This window comes from Escherichia sp. WS3227_2, from assembly GCF_046486495.1.
GTDB lineage: Bacteria > Pseudomonadota > Gammaproteobacteria > Enterobacterales > Enterobacteriaceae > Escherichia > Escherichia coli.
On sequence record NZ_JBJQLG010000014.1, the window covers coordinates 24,941 to 48,851 of the forward strand.

Below are 23,911 nucleotides of genomic sequence, written 5' to 3' on the forward strand. Positions count from 1 at the left end.
AATTATCGATTCATCAATAAATACACCTCTACACCCTACCCTTTTTCATTAATCAGCAATCACCATTACGTTTTTTATTTACCCCCTGCCAAATCGCTTGCGCACAGTGCTGCTTTGCGGCATTTTTTTAAACAAGCAAACACAACAAGCAACAAATACCAGGTTAACGGAGAAGGTTATGTGTTCAATTTTTGGCGTATTCGATATCAAAACAGACGCAGTTGAGCTGCGTAAGAAAGCACTCGAGCTGTCACGCCTGATGCGTCATCGTGGCCCGGACTGGTCCGGTATTTATGCCAGCGATAACGCCATTCTCGCCCACGAACGTCTGTCCATTGTTGACGTTAACGCGGGGGCGCAACCTCTCTACAACCAACAAAAAACTCATGTGCTGGCGGTAAACGGTGAAATCTACAACCACCAGGCACTGCGCGCCGAATATGGCGATCGTTATCAGTTCCAGACCGGGTCTGACTGTGAAGTGATCCTCGCGCTGTATCAGGAAAAAGGGCCGGAATTTCTTGACGACTTGCAGGGCATGTTTGCCTTTGCTCTGTACGACAGCGAAAAAGATGCCTACCTGATTGGTCGCGACCATCTGGGGATCATCCCACTGTATATGGGCTATGACGAACATGGTCAGCTGTATGTGGCCTCAGAAATGAAAGCCCTGGTGCCGGTATGCCGCACGATTAAAGAGTTCCCGGCGGGGAGCTATTTGTGGAGTCAGGACGGCGAAATCCGTTCTTATTATCACCGCGACTGGTTCGACTTTGATGCAGTGAAAGATAACGTGACCGACAAAAACGAGCTGCGTCAGGCACTGGAAGATTCCGTTAAAAGCCATCTGATGTCTGATGTGCCTTACGGTGTGCTGCTTTCTGGTGGTCTGGATTCCTCAATTATTTCCGCGATCACCAAGAAATACGCCGCCCGTCGCGTGGAAGATCAGGAACGTTCTGAAGCCTGGTGGCCGCAGTTACACTCCTTTGCTGTAGGTCTGCCGGGTTCACCAGATCTGAAAGCAGCCCAGGAAGTGGCAAACCATCTGGGTACGGTGCATCACGAAATTCACTTCACTGTACAGGAAGGTCTGGACGCCATCCGCGACGTGATTTACCACATCGAAACCTATGATGTGACCACTATTCGCGCTTCAACACCGATGTATTTAATGTCGCGTAAGATCAAAGCGATGGGCATTAAAATGGTGCTGTCCGGTGAAGGTTCTGATGAAGTGTTTGGCGGTTATCTTTACTTCCACAAAGCACCGAATGCCAAAGAACTGCATGAAGAGACGGTGCGTAAACTGCTGGCCCTGCATATGTATGACTGCGCGCGTGCCAACAAAGCGATGTCAGCCTGGGGCGTGGAAGCACGCGTTCCGTTCCTCGACAAAAAATTCCTTGATGTGGCGATGCGCATTAACCCACAGGATAAAATGTGCGGTAACGGCAAAATGGAAAAACACATCCTGCGTGAATGTTTTGAAGCATATCTGCCCGCAAGCGTGGCCTGGCGGCAGAAAGAGCAGTTCTCCGATGGCGTCGGTTACAGTTGGATTGACACCCTGAAAGAAGTAGCGGCGCAGCAGGTTTCTGATCAACAGCTGGAAACTGCCCGCTTCCGCTTCCCGTACAACACGCCGACGTCCAAAGAAGCGTATCTGTACCGGGAGATCTTTGAAGAACTGTTCCCGCTTCCGAGCGCCGCTGAGTGCGTGCCGGGCGGCCCTTCCGTCGCGTGTTCTTCCGCTAAAGCGATCGAGTGGGATGAGGCGTTCAAGAAAATGGACGATCCGTCTGGTCGTGCGGTTGGTGTTCACCAGTCGGCGTATAAGTAAGAAATGCGGTACTGCCCCGGAGAAATCCGGGGCTGTTTCAGTTATTGAGCTGCTTGTTGATTCTGATATGCAGTAAGGAAATGTTCCGGGTTTGCCACATCACTGTTTGACAATTCATCACTGTAGGCCAGTACTTCATAGATTAATTTCCCACCACTATTGTTGAATTCCGAATTTCATCCTGTATGACAAAAGAATGGCTGTAGGGTGGGGAAAAAACACAAAGTAAACAATAATTGACGAATATAGCGCCACGCTGTTCGCAACCTAACCAAACAGTCACTTTCGAGCAATTTTCCTTGAAAAAGAGGTTGACGCTGCAAGGCTCTATACGCATAATGCGCCCCGCAACGCCGATAAGGTATCGCGAAAAAAAAGATGGCTACGTAGCTCAGTTGGTTAGAGCACATCACTCATAATGATGGGGTCACAGGTTCGAATCCCGTCGTAGCCACCATCTTTTTTGCGGGAGTGGCGAAATTGGTAGACGCACCAGATTTAGGTTCTGGCGCCGCAAGGTGTGCGAGTTCAAGTCTCGCCTCCCGCACCATTCACCAGAAAGCGTTGTACGGATGGGGTATCGCCAAGCGGTAAGGCACCGGTTTTTGATACCGGCATTCCCTGGTTCGAATCCAGGTACCCCAGCCATCTTCTTCGAGTAAGCGGTTCACCGCCCGGTTATTGGGGTATCGCCAAGCGGTAAGGCACCGGTTTTTGATACCGGCATTCCCTGGTTCGAATCCAGGTACCCCAGCCATCGAAGAAACAATCTGGCTACGTAGCTCAGTTGGTTAGAGCACATCACTCATAATGATGGGGTCACAGGTTCGAATCCCGTCGTAGCCACCAAATTCTGAATGTGTCGAATAAGTTCGGCAAATTCACAAACCAATTTGTTGGGGTATCGCCAAGCGGTAAGGCACCGGATTCTGATTCCGGCATTCCGAGGTTCGAATCCTCGTACCCCAGCCAATTTATTCAAGACGCTTACCTTGTAAGTGCACCCAGTTGGGGTATCGCCAAGCGGTAAGGCACCGGATTCTGATTCCGGCATTCCGAGGTTCGAATCCTCGTACCCCAGCCACATTAAAAAAGCTCGCTTCGGCGAGCTTTTTGCTTTTCTGCGTATATTCAATGTCGAATACGATGTTGACTCGTCTTATCCTTACAAAGTCGGATGCGACGCTGCCGCGTCTTATCCGACCTACGGTTGGCACGCATCCGGCAATGTTGTAGGGCTACAACCCTAACGCATATTTCAGCGCCTGACGTTTCAACACGCCAGCACGCTCCGCCGCCATCAAACCAAGATTACGCACAAAACGCAGCGGCGGCAGATTATTACTGAATCCGGCATAAAACAGATCCATACCGCTCTGCATAATGAAGTTATCCGCCATGCGCCGCATCTGGTAACGCTTGAGGACAGGATAACTGGCCCACGCTTCGCCGTAGCTGCGGGCATTCACCAGAACATCAATCAGGGCATCGACATCACGATAACCAAGATTCACCCCCTGCCCCGCCAGCGGATGGATGGTATGCGCGGCATCGCCCACCAGAGCAAGCCCTGGCTGCACATACTGCAACGCATGGCGACGTATCAGCGGAAACGCACCAGCGGCAAGCGGTGTCACGTAACCCAGACGCGACGGGAAATGCTTCGCGATTTCTGCCTGTAGCTGCGCCATATTCATATTCTGCAACTGGCGAATGTGCGCCGGAGAGTCATACCACACCAGCGATGCCCAGTTATCAAACAACGGCAGAAACGCACGCGGTCCGTCCGGGGTAAATTGCTGCCAGGTGCTGTCGCCGGGATCGTTCTCACACTGTACGCTAATCAACATACACGACTGTGCATACTGCCAGGCATGAACGCCAATTCCCGCCATCTGCCGCACCTGCGAATTTGCGCCGTCGGCACCAATCACCAGCTTCGCGCGGATCGTTTCACCGCCCTTCAGTTCCAGCTCCTGAAGATCATTATGGCGATGCAGCGCAATCAGCGAGCCTGGCACACGTAACGTTACTTTCGGATGCGCTTCCAGCGCCTGCCACAGCGCCTGTTGCAGGACTGTGTTTTCCACCATATAGCCAAGCAGCGGCAGCTTAAGTTCAGCGGCATCAAACACCACATGCGCCGTTTCCCACTCCCACGTTTCCAGTCTGCGGTAAGGATGGCAACGCATAGCCTGTACTGCATCCCAGACCCCTAACCCTTTAAGCAATGATACCGAAGCAGCGCTGATCGCCGAGATCCGCACGTCCGGTTGGCTATCAGCGACAAACGGCGCTGGTTCTGCGTGCTCGATCACCGTTACCGCAAATCCGTGCTGTGCCAGCCCCAGCGCCAGTGCGCCGCCGACCATTCCTCCGCCGACAATGGCAATTTCCGTTGGTTGATTTGTCATGGTCAATCATCCTGTTAGCAATATGCTTTAAGTTTACAGGATTTTTACCCCCAAGGGCTGATAACGCTCATACTGGTCACAACGGCAGCAAAGCATTACACTATGCGCCCTGCATTCCTGGCTACTATTTCGCAAGAGCAAGTCGATGACCAAAAAACTCCATATTAAAACCTGGGGCTGTCAGATGAACGAGTACGATTCATCGAAGATGGCCGATCTGCTGGATGCCACCCACGGCTATCAACTGACCGACGTGGCGGAAGAAGCGGATGTGCTGCTGCTGAACACCTGCTCAATCCGCGAGAAGGCTCAGGAAAAAGTCTTCCATCAGTTGGGTCGCTGGAAACTGTTAAAAGAGAAGAATCCAGACCTGATTATCGGCGTCGGCGGCTGCGTGGCATCGCAAGAAGGCGAGCACATTCGCCAGCGCGCCCACTATGTCGATATTATTTTTGGGCCGCAAACGCTGCACCGTCTGCCGGAGATGATCAACTCCGTGCGCGGCGACCGCAGCCCGGTTGTAGATATCAGCTTCCCGGAAATCGAGAAGTTTGACCGTCTGCCGGAACCGCGTGCCGAAGGGCCGACCGCGTTTGTCTCCATCATGGAAGGCTGCAATAAATATTGCACCTACTGCGTAGTGCCTTACACCCGTGGTGAAGAGGTAAGCCGTCCGTCCGACGATATTCTGTTTGAGATCGCCCAGCTTGCGGCTCAGGGCGTGCGTGAAGTCAACCTGCTCGGTCAGAACGTGAACGCCTGGCGTGGTGAAAACTACGACGGCACCACCGGATCGTTTGCCGATCTGCTGCGTCTGGTTGCTGCGATCGACGGGATCGATCGTATTCGCTTTACCACCAGCCATCCGATCGAATTCACCGACGATATCATCGAAGTGTACCGCGACACGCCGGAGCTGGTGAGCTTCCTGCATCTGCCGGTACAGAGCGGTTCCGATCGCATTCTGAACCTGATGGGACGTACCCATACAGCGCTGGAGTACAAAGCGATCATCCGTAAACTGCGTGCGGCGCGTCCGGATATTCAGATCAGTTCTGACTTCATCGTTGGCTTCCCTGGCGAAACCACCGAAGACTTCGAGAAAACGATGAAGCTGATTGCCGACGTCAATTTCGACATGAGCTACAGCTTTATCTTCTCTGCACGTCCGGGTACGCCAGCCGCCGATATGGTTGATGATGTTCCGGAAGAAGAGAAGAAGCAGCGTCTGTATATTCTACAAGAACGTATTAATCAGCAAGCGATGGCATGGAGCCGCCGGATGCTCGGCACCACCCAGCGTATTCTGGTAGAAGGTACATCGCGTAAGAGCATCATGGAGCTTTCCGGTCGCACTGAAAATAACCGCGTGGTCAACTTCGAGGGCACACCGGATATGATCGGTAAATTCGTCGATGTAGAAATTACCGACGTCTACCCGAACTCTCTGCGCGGTAAAGTGGTGCGAACTGAAGATGAAATGGGTCTGCGCGTGGCAGAAACACCGGAATCGGTCATTGCCCGTACCCGCAAAGAAAACGACCTTGGCGTGGGTTATTATCAGCCATAATTCTCAGGCCCGCCGTTCCGGTGGGCCTTGTTTTTTCTCTCTTTATCCCCATCTTTATCGCAATGCTTGCGCCTTTTTCCTGTGGCGTGAATAATTTCCTTATAGGCCGGTGAATGTTCAGCTTCCGGCGGCATACAGATAAGAGGAACGGTTTGAACATAGACACTCGCGAAATCACCCTGGAGCCAGCAGACAATGCGCGTCTGTTGAGCCTGTGCGGCCCGTTTGATGACAACATCAAACAGCTCGAACGCCGTCTCGGCATCGAGATCAATCGCCGCGATAACCACTTTAAACTGACCGGCCGTCCGATTTGCGTCACCGCTGCGGCAGACATTCTGCGTAGCCTGTATGTCGATACTGCCCCGATGCGTGGTCAGATTCAGGATATCGAACCGGAACAGATCCACCTTGCGATTAAAGAAGCGCGGGTACTGGAGCAAAGCGCGGAGAGCGTGCCGGAGTACGGCAAAGCGGTCAATATCAAGACCAAACGCGGCGTAATTAAGCCGCGCACGCCAAACCAGGCGCAGTACATTGCCAATATTCTCGACTATGACATCACCTTCGGCGTTGGCCCGGCGGGTACGGGTAAAACCTACCTGGCAGTGGCTGCGGCAGTTGATGCCCTGGAGCGTCAGGAAATTCGCCGTATTCTCCTGACTCGTCCGGCGGTAGAAGCCGGTGAGAAACTGGGCTTCCTGCCTGGCGATTTAAGCCAGAAAGTAGATCCGTATCTGCGCCCGCTGTACGACGCGCTGTTTGAAATGCTGGGCTTTGAGAAAGTCGAGAAACTGATTGAGCGCAACGTTATTGAAGTCGCACCGCTGGCCTATATGCGTGGCCGTACGCTGAACGACGCGTTTATCATTCTCGATGAAAGCCAGAACACCACCATCGAACAGATGAAGATGTTCCTGACCCGTATCGGTTTTAACTCAAAAGCGGTTATCACCGGCGACGTCACACAGATCGACCTGCCGCGTAATACTAAATCAGGCTTACGTCATGCCATCGAAGTGCTGGCCGATGTCGAAGAGATCAGCTTTAACTTCTTCCACAGCGAAGACGTGGTTCGTCACCCGGTGGTGGCGCGTATCGTTAACGCTTATGAAGCCTGGGAAGAAGCAGAACAAAAACGTAAAGCGGCGCTGGCAACAGAACGCAAGCGCGAAGAACAGGAACAAAAATGAGTCAGGTGATCCTCGATTTACAACTGGCATGTGAAGATAATTCCGGGTTACCGGAAGAGAGCCAGTTTCAAACATGGCTGAATGCGGTGATCCCGCAGTTTCAGGAAGAGTCGGAAGTGACTATTCGCGTGGTCGATACCGCCGAAAGCCACAGTCTGAATCTGACCTATCGCGGTAAGGATAAGCCGACCAACGTGCTCTCCTTCCCGTTTGAAGTGCCGCCTGGCATGGAAATGTCGCTACTGGGCGATCTGGTTATCTGCCGTCAGGTGGTTGAGAAGGAAGCTCAGGAGCAAGGCAAACCACTGGAGGCGCACTGGGCGCATATGGTGGTGCACGGCAGTCTGCATTTGTTAGGTTACGATCACATCGAAGATGACGAAGCAGAAGAAATGGAAGCCCTCGAAACAGAGATTATGCTTGCTCTGGGCTATGAGGATCCGTACATTGCCGAGAAAGAATAATTTGCCAGGCATTTGACTGGCAGACGTCCCCGCCGTTGGTGATTAACGACGGCGTTTTGATTAACTAACATGAGAACCCATACGACGCCATGAGCGACGACAATTCACACAGTAGTGACACGATAAGCAACAAGAAGGGATTTTTCTCCCTGTTACTCAGCCAACTTTTCCACGGTGAACCGAAAAACCGTGACGAACTGCTGGCGCTGATCCGTGATTCCGGGCAGAACGACCTTATCGACGAAGATACGCGCGATATGCTCGAAGGGGTGATGGACATCGCAGACCAACGCGTCCGCGACATCATGATCCCCCGCTCCCAGATGATTACCCTGAAACGCAACCAGACGCTGGACGAATGCCTTGATGTCATCATCGAGTCTGCCCACTCACGTTTCCCGGTGATTAGCGAAGACAAAGATCACATTGAAGGGATTCTGATGGCGAAAGACTTGCTGCCGTTTATGCGCAGCGATGCTGAAGCCTTCAGCATGGACAAAGTGTTACGTCAGGCAGTTGTCGTTCCTGAAAGTAAGCGCGTAGACCGGATGCTGAAAGAGTTTCGCTCTCAGCGTTACCACATGGCGATCGTCATTGACGAATTCGGTGGGGTTTCCGGTCTGGTGACCATTGAAGACATCCTGGAACTGATTGTTGGTGAGATTGAAGACGAGTATGACGAAGAAGATGATATCGACTTCCGTCAGCTGAGTCGTCATACCTGGACCGTGCGCGCACTGGCTTCCATTGAAGACTTCAACGAAGCGTTCGGCACCCACTTTAGCGATGAAGAGGTTGACACTATCGGTGGTCTGGTGATGCAGGCATTTGGGCATCTTCCGGCGCGTGGCGAAACCATCGACATCGACGGTTACCAGTTCAAAGTGGCGATGGCCGACAGTCGGCGTATTATTCAGGTTCATGTCAAAATCCCGGATGACTCACCCCAGCCGAAGCTGGATGAATAAAACCGAAACTGGATAGATAACTACATGGCTTTTGCCTCATTAATTGAACGCCAGCGCATTCGCCTGCTGCTGGCGTTATTATTCGGTGCCTGCGGAACGCTGGCCTTCTCTCCTTACGACGTCTGGCCTGCGGCGATTATTTCGCTGATGGGGCTTCAGGTGCTGACCTTTAACCGCCGTCCACTCCAGTCTGCCGCTATTGGCTTTTGCTGGGGATTTGGCCTCTTTGGCAGTGGTATTAACTGGGTCTATGTCAGCATCGCGACTTTTGGCGGAATGCCTGGCCCGGTTAACATCTTCCTGGTGGTGCTGCTGGCGGCGTATTTGTCGCTGTATACCGGACTGTTTGCTGGCGTGCTGTCGCGTCTGTGGCCGAAAACCACCTGGCTGCGCGTGGCGATTGCCGCCCCTGCTCTCTGGCAAGTGACCGAGTTTCTGCGCGGTTGGGTGCTGACCGGCTTCCCGTGGTTACAGTTCGGCTATAGCCAGATTGATGGCCCGTTAAAAGGGCTGGCACCGTTAATGGGCGTGGAAGCCATTAACTTCCTGCTGATGATGGTTAGTGGCCTGCTGGCACTGGCGTTGGTCAAACGCAACTGGCGTCCGCTGGTAGTGGCCGTCGTGCTGTTTGCCCTTCCCTTCCCGCTGCGTTACATCCAGTGGTTTACCCCGCAACCGGAGAAAACCATTCAGGTTTCGATGGTTCAGGGCGATATTCCGCAATCACTGAAATGGGACGAAAGCCAGCTTCTTAATACGCTGAAGATTTACTACAACGCAACGGCACCGCTGATGGGCAAATCATCGTTGATTATCTGGCCGGAGTCGGCGATAACCGATCTGGAAATTAATCAGCAACCGTTCCTCAAAGCACTGGACGATGAGTTGCGCGATAAAGGTAGCTCGCTGGTAACCGGGATTGTTGACGCACGTCTCAATAAGCAGAACCGCTACGATACCTACAACACCATCATCACGCTGGGTAAAGGTGCACCGTACAGCTACGAATCAGCCGATCGCTATAACAAAAACCATCTGGTGCCGTTTGGCGAGTTTGTCCCGCTGGAGTCGATTCTGCGTCCGTTAGCGCCGTTCTTTGATCTGCCGATGTCGTCGTTCAGCCGTGGGCCATATATCCAGCCACCGCTGTCGGTAAATGGTATTGAGCTTACTGCGGCTATTTGCTACGAGATCATTCTCGGCGAGCAAGTGCGTGATAACTTCCGCCCGGATACCGACTACCTGCTGACCATCTCCAACGATGCGTGGTTTGGTAAGTCTATTGGTCCATGGCAGCACTTCCAGATGGCGCGAATGCGTGCGCTGGAGCTGGCGCGCCCGCTGCTACGCAGCACCAACAACGGCATTACGGCGGTGATTGGCCCGCAGGGTGAGATTCAGGCGATGATCCCGCAATTCACCCGCGAGGTGTTAACCACTAACGTGACACCGACCACCGGACTCACACCGTACGCACGTACCGGCAACTGGCCGCTGTGGGTACTGACGGCACTGTTTGGTTTTGCTGCTGTGCTGATGAGCCTGCGTCAACGACGTAAATAATCCCTTCTTATCGTGCCGGAATACATCCCGTATTTCGGCACGCTCACCGGATGCGGCATCAGTGCGTTATCCGGATTACAAAATTCCCCTATCCAACTTTGGCACATCTATTGCTTTGTTATACAAGGCAAAGCTTGAACCAGCATCAGTACAACCCGGTTGCACCACAGCAATCCACGGGTAGCACCAAAAGAGTGCATTTTAAGAATTTTGCTTCGGAATGGTGCGGCGCATCTCGCAAAAACAAACAATAAAACAGCAATATCTTTACATTTAGCCAAACTAAATGTTACCTAACAAGCACAACACTGCACAATAAAGTTGCAGATGATAACAACACAAACACTCACAACGGGTATCCATGCGTTCTTAACGCAGAAGATAAAGGAGTTGGATATGCAATTACGTAAACCTGCCACAGCAATCCTGGCCTTGGCGCTTTCCGCAGGACTGGCACAGGCAGATGACGCCGCCCCGGCAGCGGGCAGTACGCTGGACAAAATCGCCAAAAACGGTGTGATTGTCGTCGGTCACCGTGAATCTTCAGTACCTTTCTCTTATTACGACAATCAGCAAAAAGTGGTGGGTTACTCGCAGGATTACTCCAACGCCATTGTTGAAGCAGTGAAAAAGAAACTCAACAAACCGGACTTGCAGGTAAAACTGATTCCGATCACCTCACAAAACCGTATTCCACTGCTGCAAAACGGCACTTTCGATTTTGAATGTGGTTCCACCACCAATAACGTCGAACGCCAAAAACAGGCGGCTTTCTCTGACACTATTTTCGTGGTCGGTACGCGCCTGCTGACCAAAAAGGGCGGCGATATCAAAGATTTTGCCGACCTGAAAGACAAAGCCGTAGTCGTCACTTCCGGCACTACCTCTGAAGTTTTGCTCAACAAACTGAATGAAGAGCAAAAAATGAATATGCGAATTATCAGCGCCAAAGATCACGGTGACTCTTTCCGTACCCTGGAAAGCGGTCGTGCCGTTGCCTTTATGATGGATGATGCTCTGCTGGCTGGTGAACGTGCGAAAGCGAAGAAACCAGACAACTGGGAAATCGTCGGCAAGCCGCAGTCTCAGGAAGCCTACGGTTGCATGTTGCGTAAAGACGATCCGCAGTTCAAAAAGCTGATGGATGACACCATCGCGCAGGTGCAGACCTCCGGTGAAGCGGAAAAATGGTTTGATAAATGGTTCAAAAATCCAATTCCGCCGAAAAACCTGAACATGAATTTCGAACTGTCAGACGAAATGAAAGCACTGTTCAAAGAACCGAATGACAAGGCACTGAACTAATTACAAGAACCAGGGGCGGAAATTCCAGCCCTCTCGATTGTTACGTAGCACGGACAGACTATACGCCTGATGGTCGTTCCCCATCGGGCCTGAAAACCGCAATACGCTGGGTAACAATCTTCGAGGGTAGCAGTTAACGCTGCTACCCTCTTTTTTCTGGAGTAGATTTATGTCTATAGACTGGAACTGGGGTATTTTTTTACAACAAGCCCCGTTCGGCAACACCACCTATCTTGGTTGGATCTGGAGTGGTTTTCAGGTGACGATCGCTTTGTCGATCTGCGCCTGGATTATCGCTTTCCTCGTCGGTTCATTTTTCGGCATTTTACGTACCGTTCCAAACCGTTTTCTCTCCGGTCTGGGTACGTTGTATGTCGAACTGTTCCGCAACGTGCCGTTGATTGTGCAATTCTTTACCTGGTATCTGGTGATCCCGGAGTTGCTGCCAGAGAAAATCGGCATGTGGTTTAAGGCCGAGCTGGATCCCAATATTCAGTTTTTCCTTTCATCCATGCTCTGCCTTGGGCTGTTTACCGCCGCCCGTGTTTGCGAACAGGTACGCGCCGCGATTCAGTCGCTGCCGCGTGGGCAGAAGAATGCCGCGCTGGCGATGGGTCTGACACTACCGCAGGCTTACCGCTACGTACTGCTGCCTAATGCTTATCGCGTTATCGTCCCGCCGATGACCTCAGAGATGATGAACCTGGTGAAAAACTCCGCCATCGCCTCGACTATCGGTCTGGTGGATATGGCGGCGCAGGCGGGTAAATTGCTCGATTACTCGGCCCACGCCTGGGAGTCGTTTACCGCCATTACGCTGGCGTATGTATTGATTAACGCTTTTATCATGCTGGTGATGACGCTGGTTGAACGTAAAGTTCGCCTGCCCGGCAACATGGGGGGCAAATAATGTACGAGTTTGACTGGAGTTCCATTGTCCCTTCCCTGCCATATCTGCTGGATGGGCTGGTGATCACCCTGAAAATCACCGTCACGGCAGTGGTGATTGGTATTTTATGGGGCACCATGCTGGCGGTGATGCGCTTATCCAGCTTTGCGCCCGTAGCGTGGTTTGCCAAAGCCTACGTTAACGTATTCCGCTCGATTCCTTTAGTTATGGTTTTGCTGTGGTTTTACCTGATCGTGCCGGGTTTTCTGCAAAACGTGCTGGGATTATCGCCAAAAAATGATATCCGTTTAATTTCGGCAATGGTGGCGTTTTCGATGTTTGAAGCGGCCTACTATTCAGAGATTATCCGTGCCGGTATTCAAAGTATTTCCCGTGGTCAGTCGAGCGCCGCGCTGGCGTTGGGGATGACTCACTGGCAGTCGATGAAACTGATTATTCTGCCGCAGGCGTTCCGCGCGATGGTGCCGCTGCTGCTCACTCAGGGCATCGTACTGTTCCAGGATACCTCACTGGTGTATGTGTTATCTCTGGCCGATTTCTTCCGTACCGCTTCAACCATTGGTGAGCGTGATGGTACGCAGGTCGAGATGATCCTGTTTGCCGGATTTGTTTATTTCGTTATTAGCCTTAGCGCGTCGTTGTTGGTCAGCTACTTGAAAAGAAGGACAGCATAATGATTACCCTGAAAAATGTTTCAAAATGGTATGGTCACTTTCAGGTGCTGACCGACTGCTCAACCGAAGTGAAAAAAGGCGAAGTGGTGGTGGTTTGCGGCCCGTCTGGTTCCGGCAAATCAACGCTGATTAAAACCGTCAACGGCCTCGAACCGGTGCAGCAAGGTGAAATTACCGTCGATGGTATCGTGGTTAACGATAAGAAAACCGATCTGGCAAAGCTGCGTTCCCGCGTCGGGATGGTGTTCCAGCATTTCGAGTTGTTCCCCCATTTGTCGATTATCGAAAACCTGACCCTGGCGCAGGTGAAAGTGCTTAAACGCGATAAAGCGCCCGCTCGTGAAAAAGCATTGAAATTGCTGGAGCGCGTGGGACTTTCCGCACATGCCAATAAATTTCCGGCGCAGCTTTCCGGCGGTCAGCAGCAGCGTGTGGCGATCGCTCGCGCATTGTGTATGGATCCTATTGCCATGCTGTTCGACGAACCGACATCGGCGCTGGATCCGGAGATGATCAACGAAGTGCTGGACGTGATGGTGGAACTGGCGAACGAAGGAATGACCATGATGGTGGTGACCCACGAAATGGGCTTTGCCCGTAAAGTGGCGAATCGGGTGATCTTTATGGATGAGGGTAAAATTGTCGAAGACTCGCCGAAAGATGCGTTCTTCGATGATCCGAAATCGGACCGCGCAAAAGACTTCCTCGCGAAAATCCTGCATTAATCACTCTGGCGCGCATACCCAAGTGCGCGCCATCTCACGCTTTATCGTTTCGCTCCTCGTATCTGTTACATCCTGGCGTTACCCTTGTCGCAAAGAAGCACACAACAAGGAGCAACAATGGCACTGCCAATTCTGTTAGATTGCGACCCAGGTCATGATGACGCTATCGCAATAGTTCTCGCCCTCGCCTCACCAGAGCTTGATGTCAAAGCAATTACGTCTTCCGCCGGAAACCAGACACCAGAAAAAACCTTACGCAATGTTCTGCGTATGCTGACCTTGCTTAATCGCACCGATATTCCGGTGGCAGGCGGCGCGGTAAAACCGTTAATGCGTGAGTTGATTATCGCGGACAATGTGCACGGTGAAAGCGGTCTCGACGGCCCGGCATTACCGGAACCGACGTTCGCACCGCAAAACTGTACGGCGGTGGAGCTGATGGCGAAAACGCTGCGCGAAAGTGCGGAACCTGTCACGATTGTGTCTACCGGACCGCAAACTAACGTTGCCTTGCTGCTCAATAGCCATCCGGAACTGCATAGCAAAATTGCTCGTATCGTGATTATGGGCGGCGCAATGGGGCTTGGTAACTGGACGCCTGCGGCTGAATTTAATATTTACGTTGACCCGGAAGCGGCAGAAATTGTCTTCCAGTCAGGGATCCCGGTGGTGATGGCCGGTCTGGATGTTACTCACAAAGCACAAATTCACGTTGAGGACACCGAGCGTTTCCGCGCGATTGGCAACCCTGTTTCAACCATTGTTGCCGAACTGCTGGATTTCTTCCTCGAATATCATAAAGACGAAAAATGGGGCTTTGTCGGCGCACCGCTGCATGACCCATGCACCATCGCCTGGCTGTTAAAACCGGAGTTGTTTACCACTGTTGAGCGCTGGGTTGGCGTGGAAACACAAGGGAAATATACCCAGGGTATGACGGTTGTTGATTATTATTATCTGACCGGCAATAAACCGAATGCCTCTGTAATGGTCGATGTTGATCGTCAGGGCTTTGTTGATTTACTGGCTGATCGTCTGAAATTTTACGCTTAATCACTCGCCGGATGACATCACGCCATCCGGCACCACTCATTTCATTAAGGCTCGAACGGGCGTCTCTGGAACTGGTCATGACCGCATTTCGGGCATAGCGTCAGCACTTCCGGTGTGTAGATCGGGAGATGGAAATGACATTTCTCGCAGACTAGATTCCCCAGCCCTACCACTTCTCCGCTGTGATAAACCCCGTGATGATTGAGGTCCTGGAAAACTTCGCGCCATTCAAGCTGTGTTTTATCGGTGATGTCTGCCAGTTCCTGCCACAAGCTTTCTTTAATCACCCGCATAAAGACGCTGTCAGACTCTTCTTTCAGGCTCTCTTCATAGCTCATGGCGAACTCTTCCAGGTCACGTCTGACAGCTCGCGTCAGCTCATCGACTTCGGTTCGCGTTAACTCCCCTGTTTTTATTACGCGCTCGCGCGCCTGTTCCACCAGTGCGTCGATATCACGTTCGCCATTGCGCAGGCGTTCGCTCAGTGACGCGACCAGTTCACGGTAATATTGAGCAACCTTGTTCATCGTTTCATCTCCCGGGTCGTTAACTGACTATAATAATAGACGTTCTTTGTTCCTTGCTTTGCTAATACGCCCACAAACTCTGTAAATTAATGTATGAATAATCCGGGCATCATTTCAACGTCGAATGCGCGAAAGGCTGTTTTGACGCGGACGTTTGGGCTATGCTATGCGGATCTGAAAAACCACCTCAACGCTACATTTGTAGCCGTATTGAAAACAGGACCACTGGCTGCCATGCAAGAGCAATACCGCCCGGAAGAGATAGAATCCAAAGTACAGCTTCATTGGGATGAGAAGCGCACATTTGAAGTAACCGAAGACGAGAGCAAAGAGAAGTATTACTGCCTGTCTATGCTTCCCTATCCTTCTGGTCGACTACACATGGGCCACGTACGTAACTACACCATTGGTGACGTGATCGCCCGCTACCAGCGTATGCTGGGCAAAAACGTCCTGCAGCCGATCGGCTGGGACGCGTTTGGTCTGCCTGCGGAAGGCGCGGCGGTGAAAAACAACACCGCACCGGCACCGTGGACGTACGACAACATCGCGTACATGAAAAACCAGCTCAAAATGCTGGGCTTTGGTTATGACTGGAGCCGCGAGCTGGCAACCTGTACACCGGAATACTACCGTTGGGAACAGAAATTCTTCACCGAGCTGTATAAAAAAGGCCTGGTATATAAGAAGACTTCTGCAGTCAACTGGTGCCCGAACGACCAGACCGTACTGGCGAACGAACAAGTTATCGACGGCTGCTGCTGGCGCTGCGATACCAAAGTTGAGCGTAAAGAGATCCCGCAATGGTTTATCAAAATCACCGCTTACGCTGACGAGCTGCTCAACGATCTGGATAAACTGGATCACTGGCCAGACACCGTTAAAACCATGCAGCGTAACTGGATCGGTCGTTCCGAAGGCGTGGAAATCACCTTCAACGTTAACGACTATGACAACACGCTGACCGTTTACACTACCCGCCCGGACACCTTTATGGGTTGTACCTACCTGGCGGTAGCGGCGGGTCATCCGCTGGCGCAGAAAGCGGCGGAAAATAATCCTGAACTGGCGGCCTTTATTGACGAATGCCGTAACACCAAAGTTGCCGAAGCTGAAATGGCAACGATGGAGAAAAAAGGCGTCGATACTGGCTTTAAAGCGGTTCACCCATTAACGGGCGAAGAAATTCCCGTTTGGGCAGCAAACTTCGTATTGATGGAGTACGGCACGGGCGCAGTTATGGCGGTTCCGGGTCACGACCAGCGCGACTACGAGTTTGCCTCTAAATACGGCCTGAACATCAAACCGGTTATCCTGGCAGCTGACGGCTCTGAGCCAGATCTTTCTCAGCAAGCCCTGACTGAAAAAGGCGTTCTGTTCAACTCTGGCGAGTTCAACGGTCTTGACCATGAAGCGGCCTTCAACGCTATCGCCGATAAACTGACTGCGATGGGCGTTGGCGAGCGTAAAGTGAACTACCGCCTGCGCGACTGGGGTGTTTCCCGTCAACGTTACTGGGGCGCGCCGATTCCGATGGTGACGCTGGAAGACGGTACCGTAATGCCGACCCCGGACGACCAGCTGCCGGTGATCCTGCCGGAAGATGTGGTGATGGACGGCATTACCAGCCCGATTAAAGCAGATCCGGAGTGGGCAAAAACTACCGTTAACGGTATGCCAGCGCTGCGTGAAACCGACACTTTCGACACCTTTATGGAGTCCTCCTGGTACTATGCGCGCTACACTTGCCCGGAGTACAAAGAAGGTATGCTGGATTCCAAAGCGGCTAACTACTGGCTGCCGGTGGATATCTACATTGGTGGTATCGAACACGCCATTATGCACCTGCTCTACTTCCGCTTCTTCCACAAACTGATGCGTGATGCAGGCATGGTGAACTCTGACGAACCAGCGAAACAGTTGCTGTGTCAGGGTATGGTGCTGGCAGATGCCTTCTACTATGTTGGCGAAAACGGCGAACGTAACTGGGTTTCCCCGGTTGATGCTATCGTTGAACGTGACGAGAAAGGCCGTATCGTGAAAGCGAAAGACGCGGCAGGTCATGAACTGGTTTATACCGGCATGAGCAAAATGTCCAAGTCGAAGAACAACGGTATCGACCCGCAGGTGATGGTTGAACGTTACGGCGCGGACACCGTTCGTCTGTTTATGATGTTTGCTTCTCCGGCGGATATGACTCTCGAATGGCAGGAATCCGGCGTGGAAGGGGCTAACCGCTTCCTGAAACGTGTCTGGAAACTGGTTTACGAGCACACAGCGAAAGGTGATGTTGCGGCACTGAACGTTGATGCGCTGACTGAAGATCAGAAAGCGCTGCGTCGCGATGTGCATAAAACGATCGCTAAAGTGACCGATGATATCGGCCGTCGTCAGACCTTCAACACCGCAATTGCGGCGATTATGGAGCTGATGAACAAACTGGCGAAAGCACCGACCGATGGCGAGCAGGATCGCGCTCTGATGCAGGAAGCACTGCTGGCCGTTGTTCGTATGCTTAACCCGTTCACCCCGCACATCTGCTTCACGCTGTGGCAGGAACTGAAAGGCGAAGGCGATATCGACAACGCACCGTGGCCGGTTGCTGACGAAAAAGCGATGGTGGAAGACTCCACGCTGGTCGTGGTGCAGGTTAACGGTAAAGTCCGTGCAAAAATCACCGTTCCGGTGGACGCAACGGAAGAACAGGTTCGCGAACGTGCTGGCCAGGAACATCTGGTAGCAAAATATCTTGATGGCGTTACCGTGCGTAAAGTGATTTACGTACCCGGTAAACTCCTCAATCTGGTCGTTGGCTAAGCGCGGGAGGAAGCGTGCGATATCTGGCAACATTGTTGTTATCTCTGGCGGTGTTAATCACCGCTGGGTGTGGCTGGCATCTGCGTGATACCACGCAGGTTCCTTCCACTATGAAGGTCATGATCCTGGACTCAGGCGATCCGAACGGGCCATTAAGCCGTGCGGTGCGTAACCAGTTACGTCTGAATGGTGTCGAGTTGCTTGATAAAGAAACCACGCGTAAGGACGTTCCATCCCTGCGTTTGGGTAAAGTGAGCATCGCGAAAGATACCGCATCGGTATTCCGTAACGGTCAAACAGCAGAGTATCAGATGATCATGACGGTCAATGCGACCGTGTTGATCCCCGGCCGTGACATCTACCCGATTAGCGCCAAAGTCTTCCGTTCGTTCTTCGATAACCCGCAAATGGCGTTAGCGAAAGATAACGAACAAGACATGATCGTAAAAGAGATGTACGACCGTGCTGCCGAACAGCTGATTCGTAAGCTGCCAAGCATCCGTGCTGCGGATATTCGTTCCGACGAAGAACAGACGTCGACCACAACGGATACTCCGGCAACGCCTGCACGCGTCTCTACCACGCTGGGTAACTGATGATTCGGTTGTACCCGGAACAACTCCGCGCGCAGCTCAATGAAGGGCTGCGCGCGGCGTATCTTTTACTTGGTAACGATCCTCTGTTATTGCAGGAAAGCCAGGACGCTATTCGTCAGGTAGCTGCGGTACAAGGATTCGAAGAACACCACACTTTTTCCATTGATCCCAACACTGACTGGAATGCGATCTTTTCGTTATGCCAGGCCATGAGTCTGTTTGCCAGTCGACAAACGCTATTGCTGTTGTTACCAGAAAACGGACCGAATGCGGCGATCAATGAACAACTTCTCACACTCACCGGACTTCTGCATGACGACCTGCTGTTGATCGTCCGCGGTAATAAATTAAGCAAAGCGCAAGAAAATGCCGCCTGGTTTACTGCTCTTGCGAATCGCAGCGTGCAGGTGACCTGTCAGACACCGGAGCAGGCTCAGCTTCCCCGCTGGGTTGCTGCGCGCGCAAAACAGCTCAACTTAGAACTGGATGACGCGGCGAATCAGGTGCTCTGCTACTGTTATGAAGGTAACCTGCTGGCGCTGGCTCAGGCACTGGAGCGTTTATCGCTACTCTGGCCAGACGGCAAACTGACATTACCTCGCGTTGAACAGGCGGTGAATGATGCCGCGCATTTCACCCCTTTTCATTGGGTTGATGCTTTGTTGATGGGAAAAAGTAAGCGCGCGTTGCATATTCTTCAGCAACTGCGTCTGGAAGGCAGCGAACCGGTTATTTTGTTGCGCACATTACAACGTGAACTGTTGTTACTGGTTAACCTGAAACGCCAGTCTGCCCATACGCCACTGCGTGCGTTGTTTGATAAGCATCGGGTATGGCAGAACCGCCGGGGCATGATGGGCGAGGCGTTAAATCGCTTAAGCCAGCCGCAGTTACGTCAGGCCGTGCAACTCCTGACACGAACGGAACTCACCCTCAAACAAGATTACGGTCAGTCAGTGTGGGCAGAGCTGGAAGGGTTATCTCTTCTGTTGTGCCATAAACCCCTGGCGGACGTATTTATCGACGGTTGATATGAAATCTTTACAGGCTCTGTTTGGCGGCACCTTTGATCCGGTGCACTATGGTCATCTTAAACCCGTGGAAACGCTGGCGAATTTGATTGGTCTGACGCGGGTCACAATCATCCCTAATAATGTTCCTCCGCATCGTCCCCAGCCGGAAGCGAACAGCGTGCAGCGTAAACACATGCTTGAACTGGCGATTGCCGACAAGCCATTATTTACTCTTGATGAACGCGAGCTAAAGCGCAATGCCCCCTCTTACACTGCGCAAACACTGAAAGAGTGGCGGCAGGAACAAGGGCCGGACGTGCCGCTGGCGTTTATTATAGGTCAGGATTCACTGCTGACCTTTCCGACCTGGTACGAATACGAAACGATACTCGACAATGCACATTTGATCGTCTGTCGGCGTCCAGGTTACCCACTTGAAATGGCGCAACCGCAATACCAGCAATGGCTGGAAGATCATTTGACACATAACCCGGAAGATCTTCACCTTCAGCCTGCCGGTAAAATTTATCTGGCTGAAACGCCGTGGTTTAACATCTCGGCGACCATCATCCGCGAACGTTTGCAAAACGGTGAATCGTGTGAGGATTTATTGCCGGAACCGGTACTGACTTACATTAACCAACAAGGCTTGTATCGCTGATACCTGTCGTTACGGAGGGCATGATGCGACTGTGGTTAATTCGTCATGGCGAAACGCAAGCGAATATCGATGGTCTGTACAGCGGTCATGCTCCCACACCCCTGACTGCGCGCGGTATTGAGCAAGCGCAAAATCTGCATACGCTGCTACATGGTGTTTCCTTTGACCTGGTTTTATGCAGTGAACTGGAACGGGCACAGCATACCGCGCGACTGGTTCTCAGTAACCGCCAGCTCCCCGTGCAAATCATCTCTGAACTCAACGAAATGTTTTTTGGCGACTGGGAGATGCGGCATCATCGCGACCTCATGCAAGAAGATGCCGAAAACTATAGCGCGTGGTGCAATGACTGGCAGCATGCTATCCCCACGAACGGTGAAGGATTTCAGGCATTTTCACAACGTGTGGAACGGTTTATCGCAAGGCTTAGTGAATTTCAGCACTATCAGAATATTTTAGTCGTCAGCCATCAGGGTGTACTGAGTCTGTTAATCGCCCGTTTAATTGGCATGCCTGCCGAAGCTATGTGGCATTTTCGCGTTGACCAGGGATGTTGGAGCGCCATTGATATCAACCAAAAATTCGCGACGTTACGCGTCCTCAATAGCCGTGCCATCGGGGTCGAAAATGCATGACTTTTCTGTTTTTTTACGGGTAAGCCGCAACGACCATTGACAGCCCCGGGCAGGCTGATATTCTCCGCAGCCAGACTTTTTTCGCCAGACACGACTTTGTAGAAATTGTTTTACAAAAATGGCGATGCAATCTGCGGCTCGGGGTGGGATGATAGCCCACTTTCGAAAGCCGATTCGGCGACAATTGTCCCGAAATCGCCTCTGGTTCAGGTATACTGACAGACCATTTTTATCTATTTGATTCACCCAGGGGGAAAACTTGCAGGGTAAAGCACTCCAGGATTTTGTTATCGACAAAATTGATGACCTCAAAGGTCAGGACATCATCGCCTTAGACGTTCAGGGCAAATCCAGCATCACCGACTGCATGATCATCTGTACGGGTACGTCCAGCCGTCATGTTATGTCCATTGCTGACCACGTTGTGCAGGAGTCTCGCGCAGCGGGCCTGTTACCGCTCGGCGTAGAAGGTGAAAACAGCGCCGACTGGATTGTCGTGGATTTGGGCGATGTGATTGTCCATGTCATGCAGGAAGAGAGCCGTCGCCTGTATGAACTGGAAAAACTCTGGAGTTAATGCGTGAAGCTGCAACTTGTCGCCGTGGGAACGAAAATGCCGGACTGGGTACAAACCGGTTTTACCGAGTACCTGCGTCGTTTTCCGAAAGATATGCCCTTCGAGCTGATTGAAATTCCGGCCGGAAAACGCGGCAAGAATGCGGACATCAAGCGCATACTCGACAAAGAGGGTGAGCAGATGTTGGCGGCCGCAGGCAAAAACCGCATTGTCACCCTCGATATTCCAGGCAAGCCCTGGGATACGCCGCAGTTAGCCGCTGAGCTGGAACGCTGGAAGCTGGATGGTCGCGACGTCAGTCTACTGATTGGCGGGCCTGAAGGGTTGTCGCCTGCCTGTAAAGCGGCGGCGGAGCAGAGCTGGTCGCTGTCGGCGCTTACCCTCCCCCATCCGCTGGTTCGCGTGCTGGTCGCAGAGAGTCTGTACCGGGCGTGGAGCATCACCACCAACCATCCTTATCACCGTGAGTGATAAGGGAGCTTTGAGTAGAAAACGCAGCGGATGAAACTACAGAACTCTTTTCGCGACTATACGGCAGAGTCCGCGCTGTTTGTGCGCCGGGCGCTGGTCGCCTTTTTGGGGATTTTGCTGCTGACCGGCGTGCTTATCGCCAACCTGTATAATCTGCAAATTGTTCGCTTTACCGACTACCAGACCCGCTCTAATGAAAACCGCATTAAGCTCGTGCCTATCGCGCCCAGCCGCGGCATTATCTACGACCGTAACGGTATCCCTCTGGCCCTCAACCGCACTATCTACCAGATAGAAATGATGCCGGAGAAAGTCGATAACGTGCAGCAAACGCTGGACGCTTTGCGCAGCGTGGTAGATCTGACCGATGATGATATTGCTGCATTCCGAAAAGAGCGCGCACGTTCACACCGTTTCACCTCTATTCCGGTGAAAACTAACCTGACCGAAGTACAAGTAGCTCGCTTTGCCGTCAATCAGTACCGTTTTCCGGGTGTTGAAGTTAAAGGCTATAAACGTCGTTACTATCCTTACGGTTCGGCGTTGACCCACGTCATCGGCTATGTGTCGAAAATCAACGATAAAGACGTCGAACGCCTGAATAATGACGGCAAACTGGCCAACTATGCGGCAACGCATGATATCGGTAAGCTGGGCATTGAGCGTTACTATGAAGACGTGCTGCACGGTCAGACTGGTTATGAAGAGGTTGAAGTTAACAACCGTGGGCGTGTTATCCGCCAGTTAAAAGAAGTACCACCGCAAGCCGGACACGATATTTACCTGACGCTGGATCTCAAACTCCAGCAATATATTGAAACGCTGCTGGCGGGTAGCCGCGCAGCGGTGGTAGTCACCGATCCGCGTACAGGTGGGGTGCTGGCGCTGGTTTCCACGCCTAGTTATGACCCAAACCTGTTTGTTGACGGTATCTCCAGCAAAGATTATTCCGCCTTGCTGAACGACCCGAATACACCGCTGGTGAACCGCGCCACACAGGGGGTTTATCCTCCCGCGTCTACAGTTAAACCCTATGTGGCGGTTTCGGCATTGAGCGCCGGAGTGATCACGCGCAATACGACGCTGTTTGACCCAGGCTGGTGGCAACTGCCAGGTTCGGAAAAACGTTATCGTGACTGGAAAAAATGGGGCCACGGGCGTCTGAATGTCACAAGATCGCTGGAAGAATCTGCGGATACCTTCTTCTATCAGGTGGCCTACGATATGGGAATCGATCGCCTCTCCGAATGGATGGGTAAATTCGGTTATGGTCATTACACTGGTATCGACCTGGCGGAAGAACGTTCCGGCAACATGCCTACCCGCGAATGGAAACAGAAACGCTTTAAAAAACCGTGGTATCAGGGTGACACCATTCCGGTTGGTATCGGTCAGGGTTACTGGACAGCGACCCCAATCCAGATGAGTAAGGCACTGATGATCCTGATTAATGACGGTATCGTGAAGGTTCCGCATTTGCTGATGAGCACCGCCGAAGACGGCAAACAGGTGCCATGGGTACAACCGCATGAACCGCCCGTCGGCGATATTCATTCCGGTTACTGGGAGCTGGCGAAAGACGGTATGTACGGTGTTGCTAACCGCCCTAACGGTACGGCGCATAAATACTTTGCCAGCGCACCGTACAAAATTGCGGCGAAATCTGGTACCGCTCAGGTCTTCGGTCTGAAAGCGAACGAAACCTATAATGCGCACAAAATTGCCGAGCGTTTACGTGACCACAAACTGATGACCGCCTTTGCGCCATACAACAATCCGCAAGTGGCTGTCGCCATGATTCTGGAGAACGGTGGCGCGGGTCCGGCGGTTGGTACGCTGATGCGCCAGATCCTCGACCACATTATGCTGGGTGATAACAACACCGATCTGCCTGCGGAAAATCCAGCGGTTGCCGCAGCGGAGGACCATTAA

21 protein-coding genes and 7 tRNA genes are annotated in these 23,911 nt (G+C 52.2%); 26 read left to right on the plus strand and 2 right to left on the minus strand.

Annotation, left to right across the window (positions count from 1 at the left end):
* Positions 1-178: 178 nt before the first annotated feature.
* The 8 genes from asnB (at position 179) to ACJHXB_RS18740 (ending at position 2,927) form a co-directional block, all read left to right on the plus strand.
* Positions 179-1,843, plus strand: coding sequence for an asparagine synthase B (gene asnB, locus ACJHXB_RS18705; protein WP_000337063.1), 1,665 nt, complete (start codon positions 179-181; stop codon positions 1,841-1,843).
* A gap of 380 nt (positions 1,844-2,223) precedes the next feature.
* Positions 2,224-2,300: transfer RNA gene (locus tag ACJHXB_RS18710), tRNA-Met, on the plus strand.
* A gap of 8 nt (positions 2,301-2,308) precedes the next feature.
* Positions 2,309-2,393: transfer RNA gene (locus ACJHXB_RS18715), tRNA-Leu, on the plus strand.
* Between the two features lie 23 nt (positions 2,394-2,416).
* Positions 2,417-2,491 (plus strand) — tRNA-Gln (locus ACJHXB_RS18720).
* A gap of 34 nt (positions 2,492-2,525) precedes the next feature.
* Positions 2,526-2,600, plus strand: a tRNA-Gln gene (locus ACJHXB_RS18725).
* A gap of 15 nt (positions 2,601-2,615) precedes the next feature.
* Positions 2,616-2,692, plus strand: a tRNA-Met gene (locus ACJHXB_RS18730).
* A gap of 48 nt (positions 2,693-2,740) precedes the next feature.
* Positions 2,741-2,815 (plus strand) — tRNA-Gln (locus ACJHXB_RS18735).
* Positions 2,816-2,852: 37 nt separating this feature from the next.
* A tRNA-Gln gene (locus ACJHXB_RS18740) sits at positions 2,853-2,927 on the plus strand.
* 154 nt (positions 2,928-3,081) lie between these two features.
* Here ACJHXB_RS18740 and ubiF read toward each other — a convergent pair.
* Positions 3,082-4,257, minus strand: coding sequence for a 3-demethoxyubiquinol 3-hydroxylase (ubiF, locus tag ACJHXB_RS18745; protein WP_000184546.1), 1,176 nt, complete (start codon positions 4,255-4,257; stop codon positions 3,082-3,084).
* 145 nt (positions 4,258-4,402) lie between these two features.
* On the opposite strand from ubiF, the gene miaB reads away from it, so the two are divergent.
* The 10 genes from miaB (at position 4,403) to rihA (ending at position 14,682) form a co-directional block, all read left to right on the plus strand.
* On the plus strand, positions 4,403-5,827 hold the full coding sequence (gene miaB / locus ACJHXB_RS18750; protein WP_000162740.1) for a tRNA (N6-isopentenyl adenosine(37)-C2)-methylthiotransferase MiaB: 1,425 nt from the start codon (positions 4,403-4,405) through the stop codon (positions 5,825-5,827).
* A 152-nt stretch (positions 5,828-5,979) separates the two neighbouring features.
* The gene (locus ACJHXB_RS18755) at positions 5,980-7,020 is read left to right on the plus strand and encodes a PhoH family protein (RefSeq protein WP_001469133.1); all 1,041 of its coding nucleotides are present in this window, start codon (positions 5,980-5,982) and stop codon (positions 7,018-7,020) included.
* The gene (ybeY, locus tag ACJHXB_RS18760; protein ID WP_000084469.1) at positions 7,017-7,484 is read left to right on the plus strand and encodes an rRNA maturation RNase YbeY; all 468 of its coding nucleotides are present in this window, start codon (positions 7,017-7,019) and stop codon (positions 7,482-7,484) included. Before ACJHXB_RS18755 ends, ybeY begins: the two co-directional genes overlap by 4 nt.
* Before the next feature lie 89 nt (positions 7,485-7,573).
* Positions 7,574-8,452: a CNNM family magnesium/cobalt transport protein CorC gene (gene corC, locus ACJHXB_RS18765; RefSeq protein WP_001278605.1), complete on the plus strand. Its 879-nt coding sequence runs from the start codon at positions 7,574-7,576 to the stop codon at positions 8,450-8,452.
* Between the two features lie 24 nt (positions 8,453-8,476).
* On the plus strand, positions 8,477-10,015 hold the full coding sequence (lnt, locus tag ACJHXB_RS18770) for an apolipoprotein N-acyltransferase (RefSeq protein WP_000853071.1): 1,539 nt from the start codon (positions 8,477-8,479) through the stop codon (positions 10,013-10,015).
* 396 nt (positions 10,016-10,411) lie between these two features.
* On the plus strand, positions 10,412-11,320 hold the full coding sequence (gltI, locus tag ACJHXB_RS18775) for a glutamate/aspartate ABC transporter substrate-binding protein GltI (protein ID WP_001309342.1): 909 nt from the start codon (positions 10,412-10,414) through the stop codon (positions 11,318-11,320).
* 169 nt (positions 11,321-11,489) lie between these two features.
* Positions 11,490-12,230, plus strand: a complete 741-nt coding sequence (gene gltJ, locus ACJHXB_RS18780; RefSeq protein ID WP_000020941.1) for a glutamate/aspartate ABC transporter permease GltJ — start codon at positions 11,490-11,492, stop codon at positions 12,228-12,230.
* Positions 12,230-12,904 (plus strand): glutamate/aspartate ABC transporter permease GltK, encoded by a 675-nt coding sequence (gene gltK, locus ACJHXB_RS18785; protein WP_000272824.1) that lies wholly within the window; start codon positions 12,230-12,232, stop codon positions 12,902-12,904. Before gltJ ends, gltK begins: the two co-directional genes overlap by 1 nt.
* Positions 12,904-13,629: a glutamate/aspartate ABC transporter ATP-binding protein GltL gene (gene gltL, locus ACJHXB_RS18790; protein ID WP_000631384.1), complete on the plus strand. Its 726-nt coding sequence runs from the start codon at positions 12,904-12,906 to the stop codon at positions 13,627-13,629. Before gltK ends, gltL begins: the two co-directional genes overlap by 1 nt.
* A gap of 117 nt (positions 13,630-13,746) precedes the next feature.
* On the plus strand, positions 13,747-14,682 hold the full coding sequence (rihA, locus tag ACJHXB_RS18795) for a pyrimidine-specific ribonucleoside hydrolase RihA (protein ID WP_001207525.1): 936 nt from the start codon (positions 13,747-13,749) through the stop codon (positions 14,680-14,682).
* A 44-nt stretch (positions 14,683-14,726) separates the two neighbouring features.
* Here rihA and ACJHXB_RS18800 read toward each other — a convergent pair whose 3' ends face one another.
* Positions 14,727-15,209, minus strand: a complete 483-nt coding sequence (locus ACJHXB_RS18800; protein ID WP_001044880.1) for a zinc ribbon-containing protein — start codon at positions 15,207-15,209, stop codon at positions 14,727-14,729.
* 234 nt (positions 15,210-15,443) lie between these two features.
* On the opposite strand from ACJHXB_RS18800, the gene leuS reads away from it, so the two are divergent.
* From leuS to mrdA, 8 genes are all read left to right on the plus strand, one after another.
* On the plus strand, positions 15,444-18,026 hold the full coding sequence (gene leuS / locus ACJHXB_RS18805; RefSeq protein ID WP_001157896.1) for a leucine--tRNA ligase: 2,583 nt from the start codon (positions 15,444-15,446) through the stop codon (positions 18,024-18,026).
* Positions 18,027-18,040: 14 nt separating this feature from the next.
* Positions 18,041-18,622 (plus strand): LPS assembly lipoprotein LptE, encoded by a 582-nt coding sequence (lptE, locus tag ACJHXB_RS18810; RefSeq protein ID WP_001269673.1) that lies wholly within the window; start codon positions 18,041-18,043, stop codon positions 18,620-18,622.
* Positions 18,622-19,653 (plus strand): DNA polymerase III subunit delta, encoded by a 1,032-nt coding sequence (gene holA, locus ACJHXB_RS18815; RefSeq protein ID WP_000620511.1) that lies wholly within the window; start codon positions 18,622-18,624, stop codon positions 19,651-19,653. The genes lptE and holA overlap by 1 nt, the downstream gene beginning before the upstream one ends.
* A 1-nt stretch (position 19,654) precedes the next feature.
* On the plus strand, positions 19,655-20,296 hold the full coding sequence (nadD, locus tag ACJHXB_RS18820) for a nicotinate-nucleotide adenylyltransferase (protein ID WP_000838889.1): 642 nt from the start codon (positions 19,655-19,657) through the stop codon (positions 20,294-20,296).
* A 23-nt stretch (positions 20,297-20,319) separates the two neighbouring features.
* Entirely contained in the window at positions 20,320-20,931 is a 612-nt protein-coding gene (locus ACJHXB_RS18825) for an adenosylcobalamin/alpha-ribazole phosphatase (RefSeq protein WP_001241875.1), read from the plus strand.
* A gap of 259 nt (positions 20,932-21,190) precedes the next feature.
* Positions 21,191-21,508 (plus strand): ribosome silencing factor, encoded by a 318-nt coding sequence (gene rsfS / locus ACJHXB_RS18830; protein WP_001161664.1) that lies wholly within the window; start codon positions 21,191-21,193, stop codon positions 21,506-21,508.
* A gap of 3 nt (positions 21,509-21,511) precedes the next feature.
* The gene (rlmH, locus tag ACJHXB_RS18835; RefSeq protein WP_000776104.1) at positions 21,512-21,979 is read left to right on the plus strand and encodes a 23S rRNA (pseudouridine(1915)-N(3))-methyltransferase RlmH; all 468 of its coding nucleotides are present in this window, start codon (positions 21,512-21,514) and stop codon (positions 21,977-21,979) included.
* A gap of 30 nt (positions 21,980-22,009) precedes the next feature.
* On the plus strand, positions 22,010-23,911 hold the full coding sequence (mrdA, locus tag ACJHXB_RS18840; RefSeq protein ID WP_000776191.1) for a peptidoglycan DD-transpeptidase MrdA: 1,902 nt from the start codon (positions 22,010-22,012) through the stop codon (positions 23,909-23,911).

What these genes read in the sequence shown, in the direction of transcription:
- miaB (WP_000162740.1), top strand. Translation starts at nt 4,403, where the DNA reads ATGACCAAAAAACTCCATATTAAAACCTGGGGCTGTCAGATGAACGAG.
- lnt (WP_000853071.1), top strand. Translation starts at nt 8,477, where the DNA reads ATGGCTTTTGCCTCATTAATTGAACGCCAGCGCATTCGCCTGCTGCTG.
- ybeY (WP_000084469.1), top strand. Translation starts at nt 7,017, where the DNA reads ATGAGTCAGGTGATCCTCGATTTACAACTGGCATGTGAAGATAATTCC.
- ACJHXB_RS18800 (WP_001044880.1), bottom strand. Translation starts at nt 15,209, where the DNA reads ATGAACAAGGTTGCTCAATATTACCGTGAACTGGTCGCGTCACTGAGC.
- gltI (WP_001309342.1), top strand. Translation starts at nt 10,412, where the DNA reads ATGCAATTACGTAAACCTGCCACAGCAATCCTGGCCTTGGCGCTTTCC.
- gltL (WP_000631384.1), top strand. Translation starts at nt 12,904, where the DNA reads ATGATTACCCTGAAAAATGTTTCAAAATGGTATGGTCACTTTCAGGTG.
- ACJHXB_RS18825 (WP_001241875.1), top strand. Translation starts at nt 20,320, where the DNA reads ATGCGACTGTGGTTAATTCGTCATGGCGAAACGCAAGCGAATATCGAT.
- nadD (WP_000838889.1), top strand. Translation starts at nt 19,655, where the DNA reads ATGAAATCTTTACAGGCTCTGTTTGGCGGCACCTTTGATCCGGTGCAC.
- holA (WP_000620511.1), top strand. Translation starts at nt 18,622, where the DNA reads ATGATTCGGTTGTACCCGGAACAACTCCGCGCGCAGCTCAATGAAGGG.
- leuS (WP_001157896.1), top strand. Translation starts at nt 15,444, where the DNA reads ATGCAAGAGCAATACCGCCCGGAAGAGATAGAATCCAAAGTACAGCTT.
- ubiF (WP_000184546.1), bottom strand. Translation starts at nt 4,257, where the DNA reads ATGACAAATCAACCAACGGAAATTGCCATTGTCGGCGGAGGAATGGTC.
- asnB (WP_000337063.1), top strand. Translation starts at nt 179, where the DNA reads ATGTGTTCAATTTTTGGCGTATTCGATATCAAAACAGACGCAGTTGAG.
- corC (WP_001278605.1), top strand. Translation starts at nt 7,574, where the DNA reads ATGAGCGACGACAATTCACACAGTAGTGACACGATAAGCAACAAGAAG.
- mrdA (WP_000776191.1), top strand. Translation starts at nt 22,010, where the DNA reads ATGAAACTACAGAACTCTTTTCGCGACTATACGGCAGAGTCCGCGCTG.
- rihA (WP_001207525.1), top strand. Translation starts at nt 13,747, where the DNA reads ATGGCACTGCCAATTCTGTTAGATTGCGACCCAGGTCATGATGACGCT.
- gltJ (WP_000020941.1), top strand. Translation starts at nt 11,490, where the DNA reads ATGTCTATAGACTGGAACTGGGGTATTTTTTTACAACAAGCCCCGTTC.
- gltK (WP_000272824.1), top strand. Translation starts at nt 12,230, where the DNA reads ATGTACGAGTTTGACTGGAGTTCCATTGTCCCTTCCCTGCCATATCTG.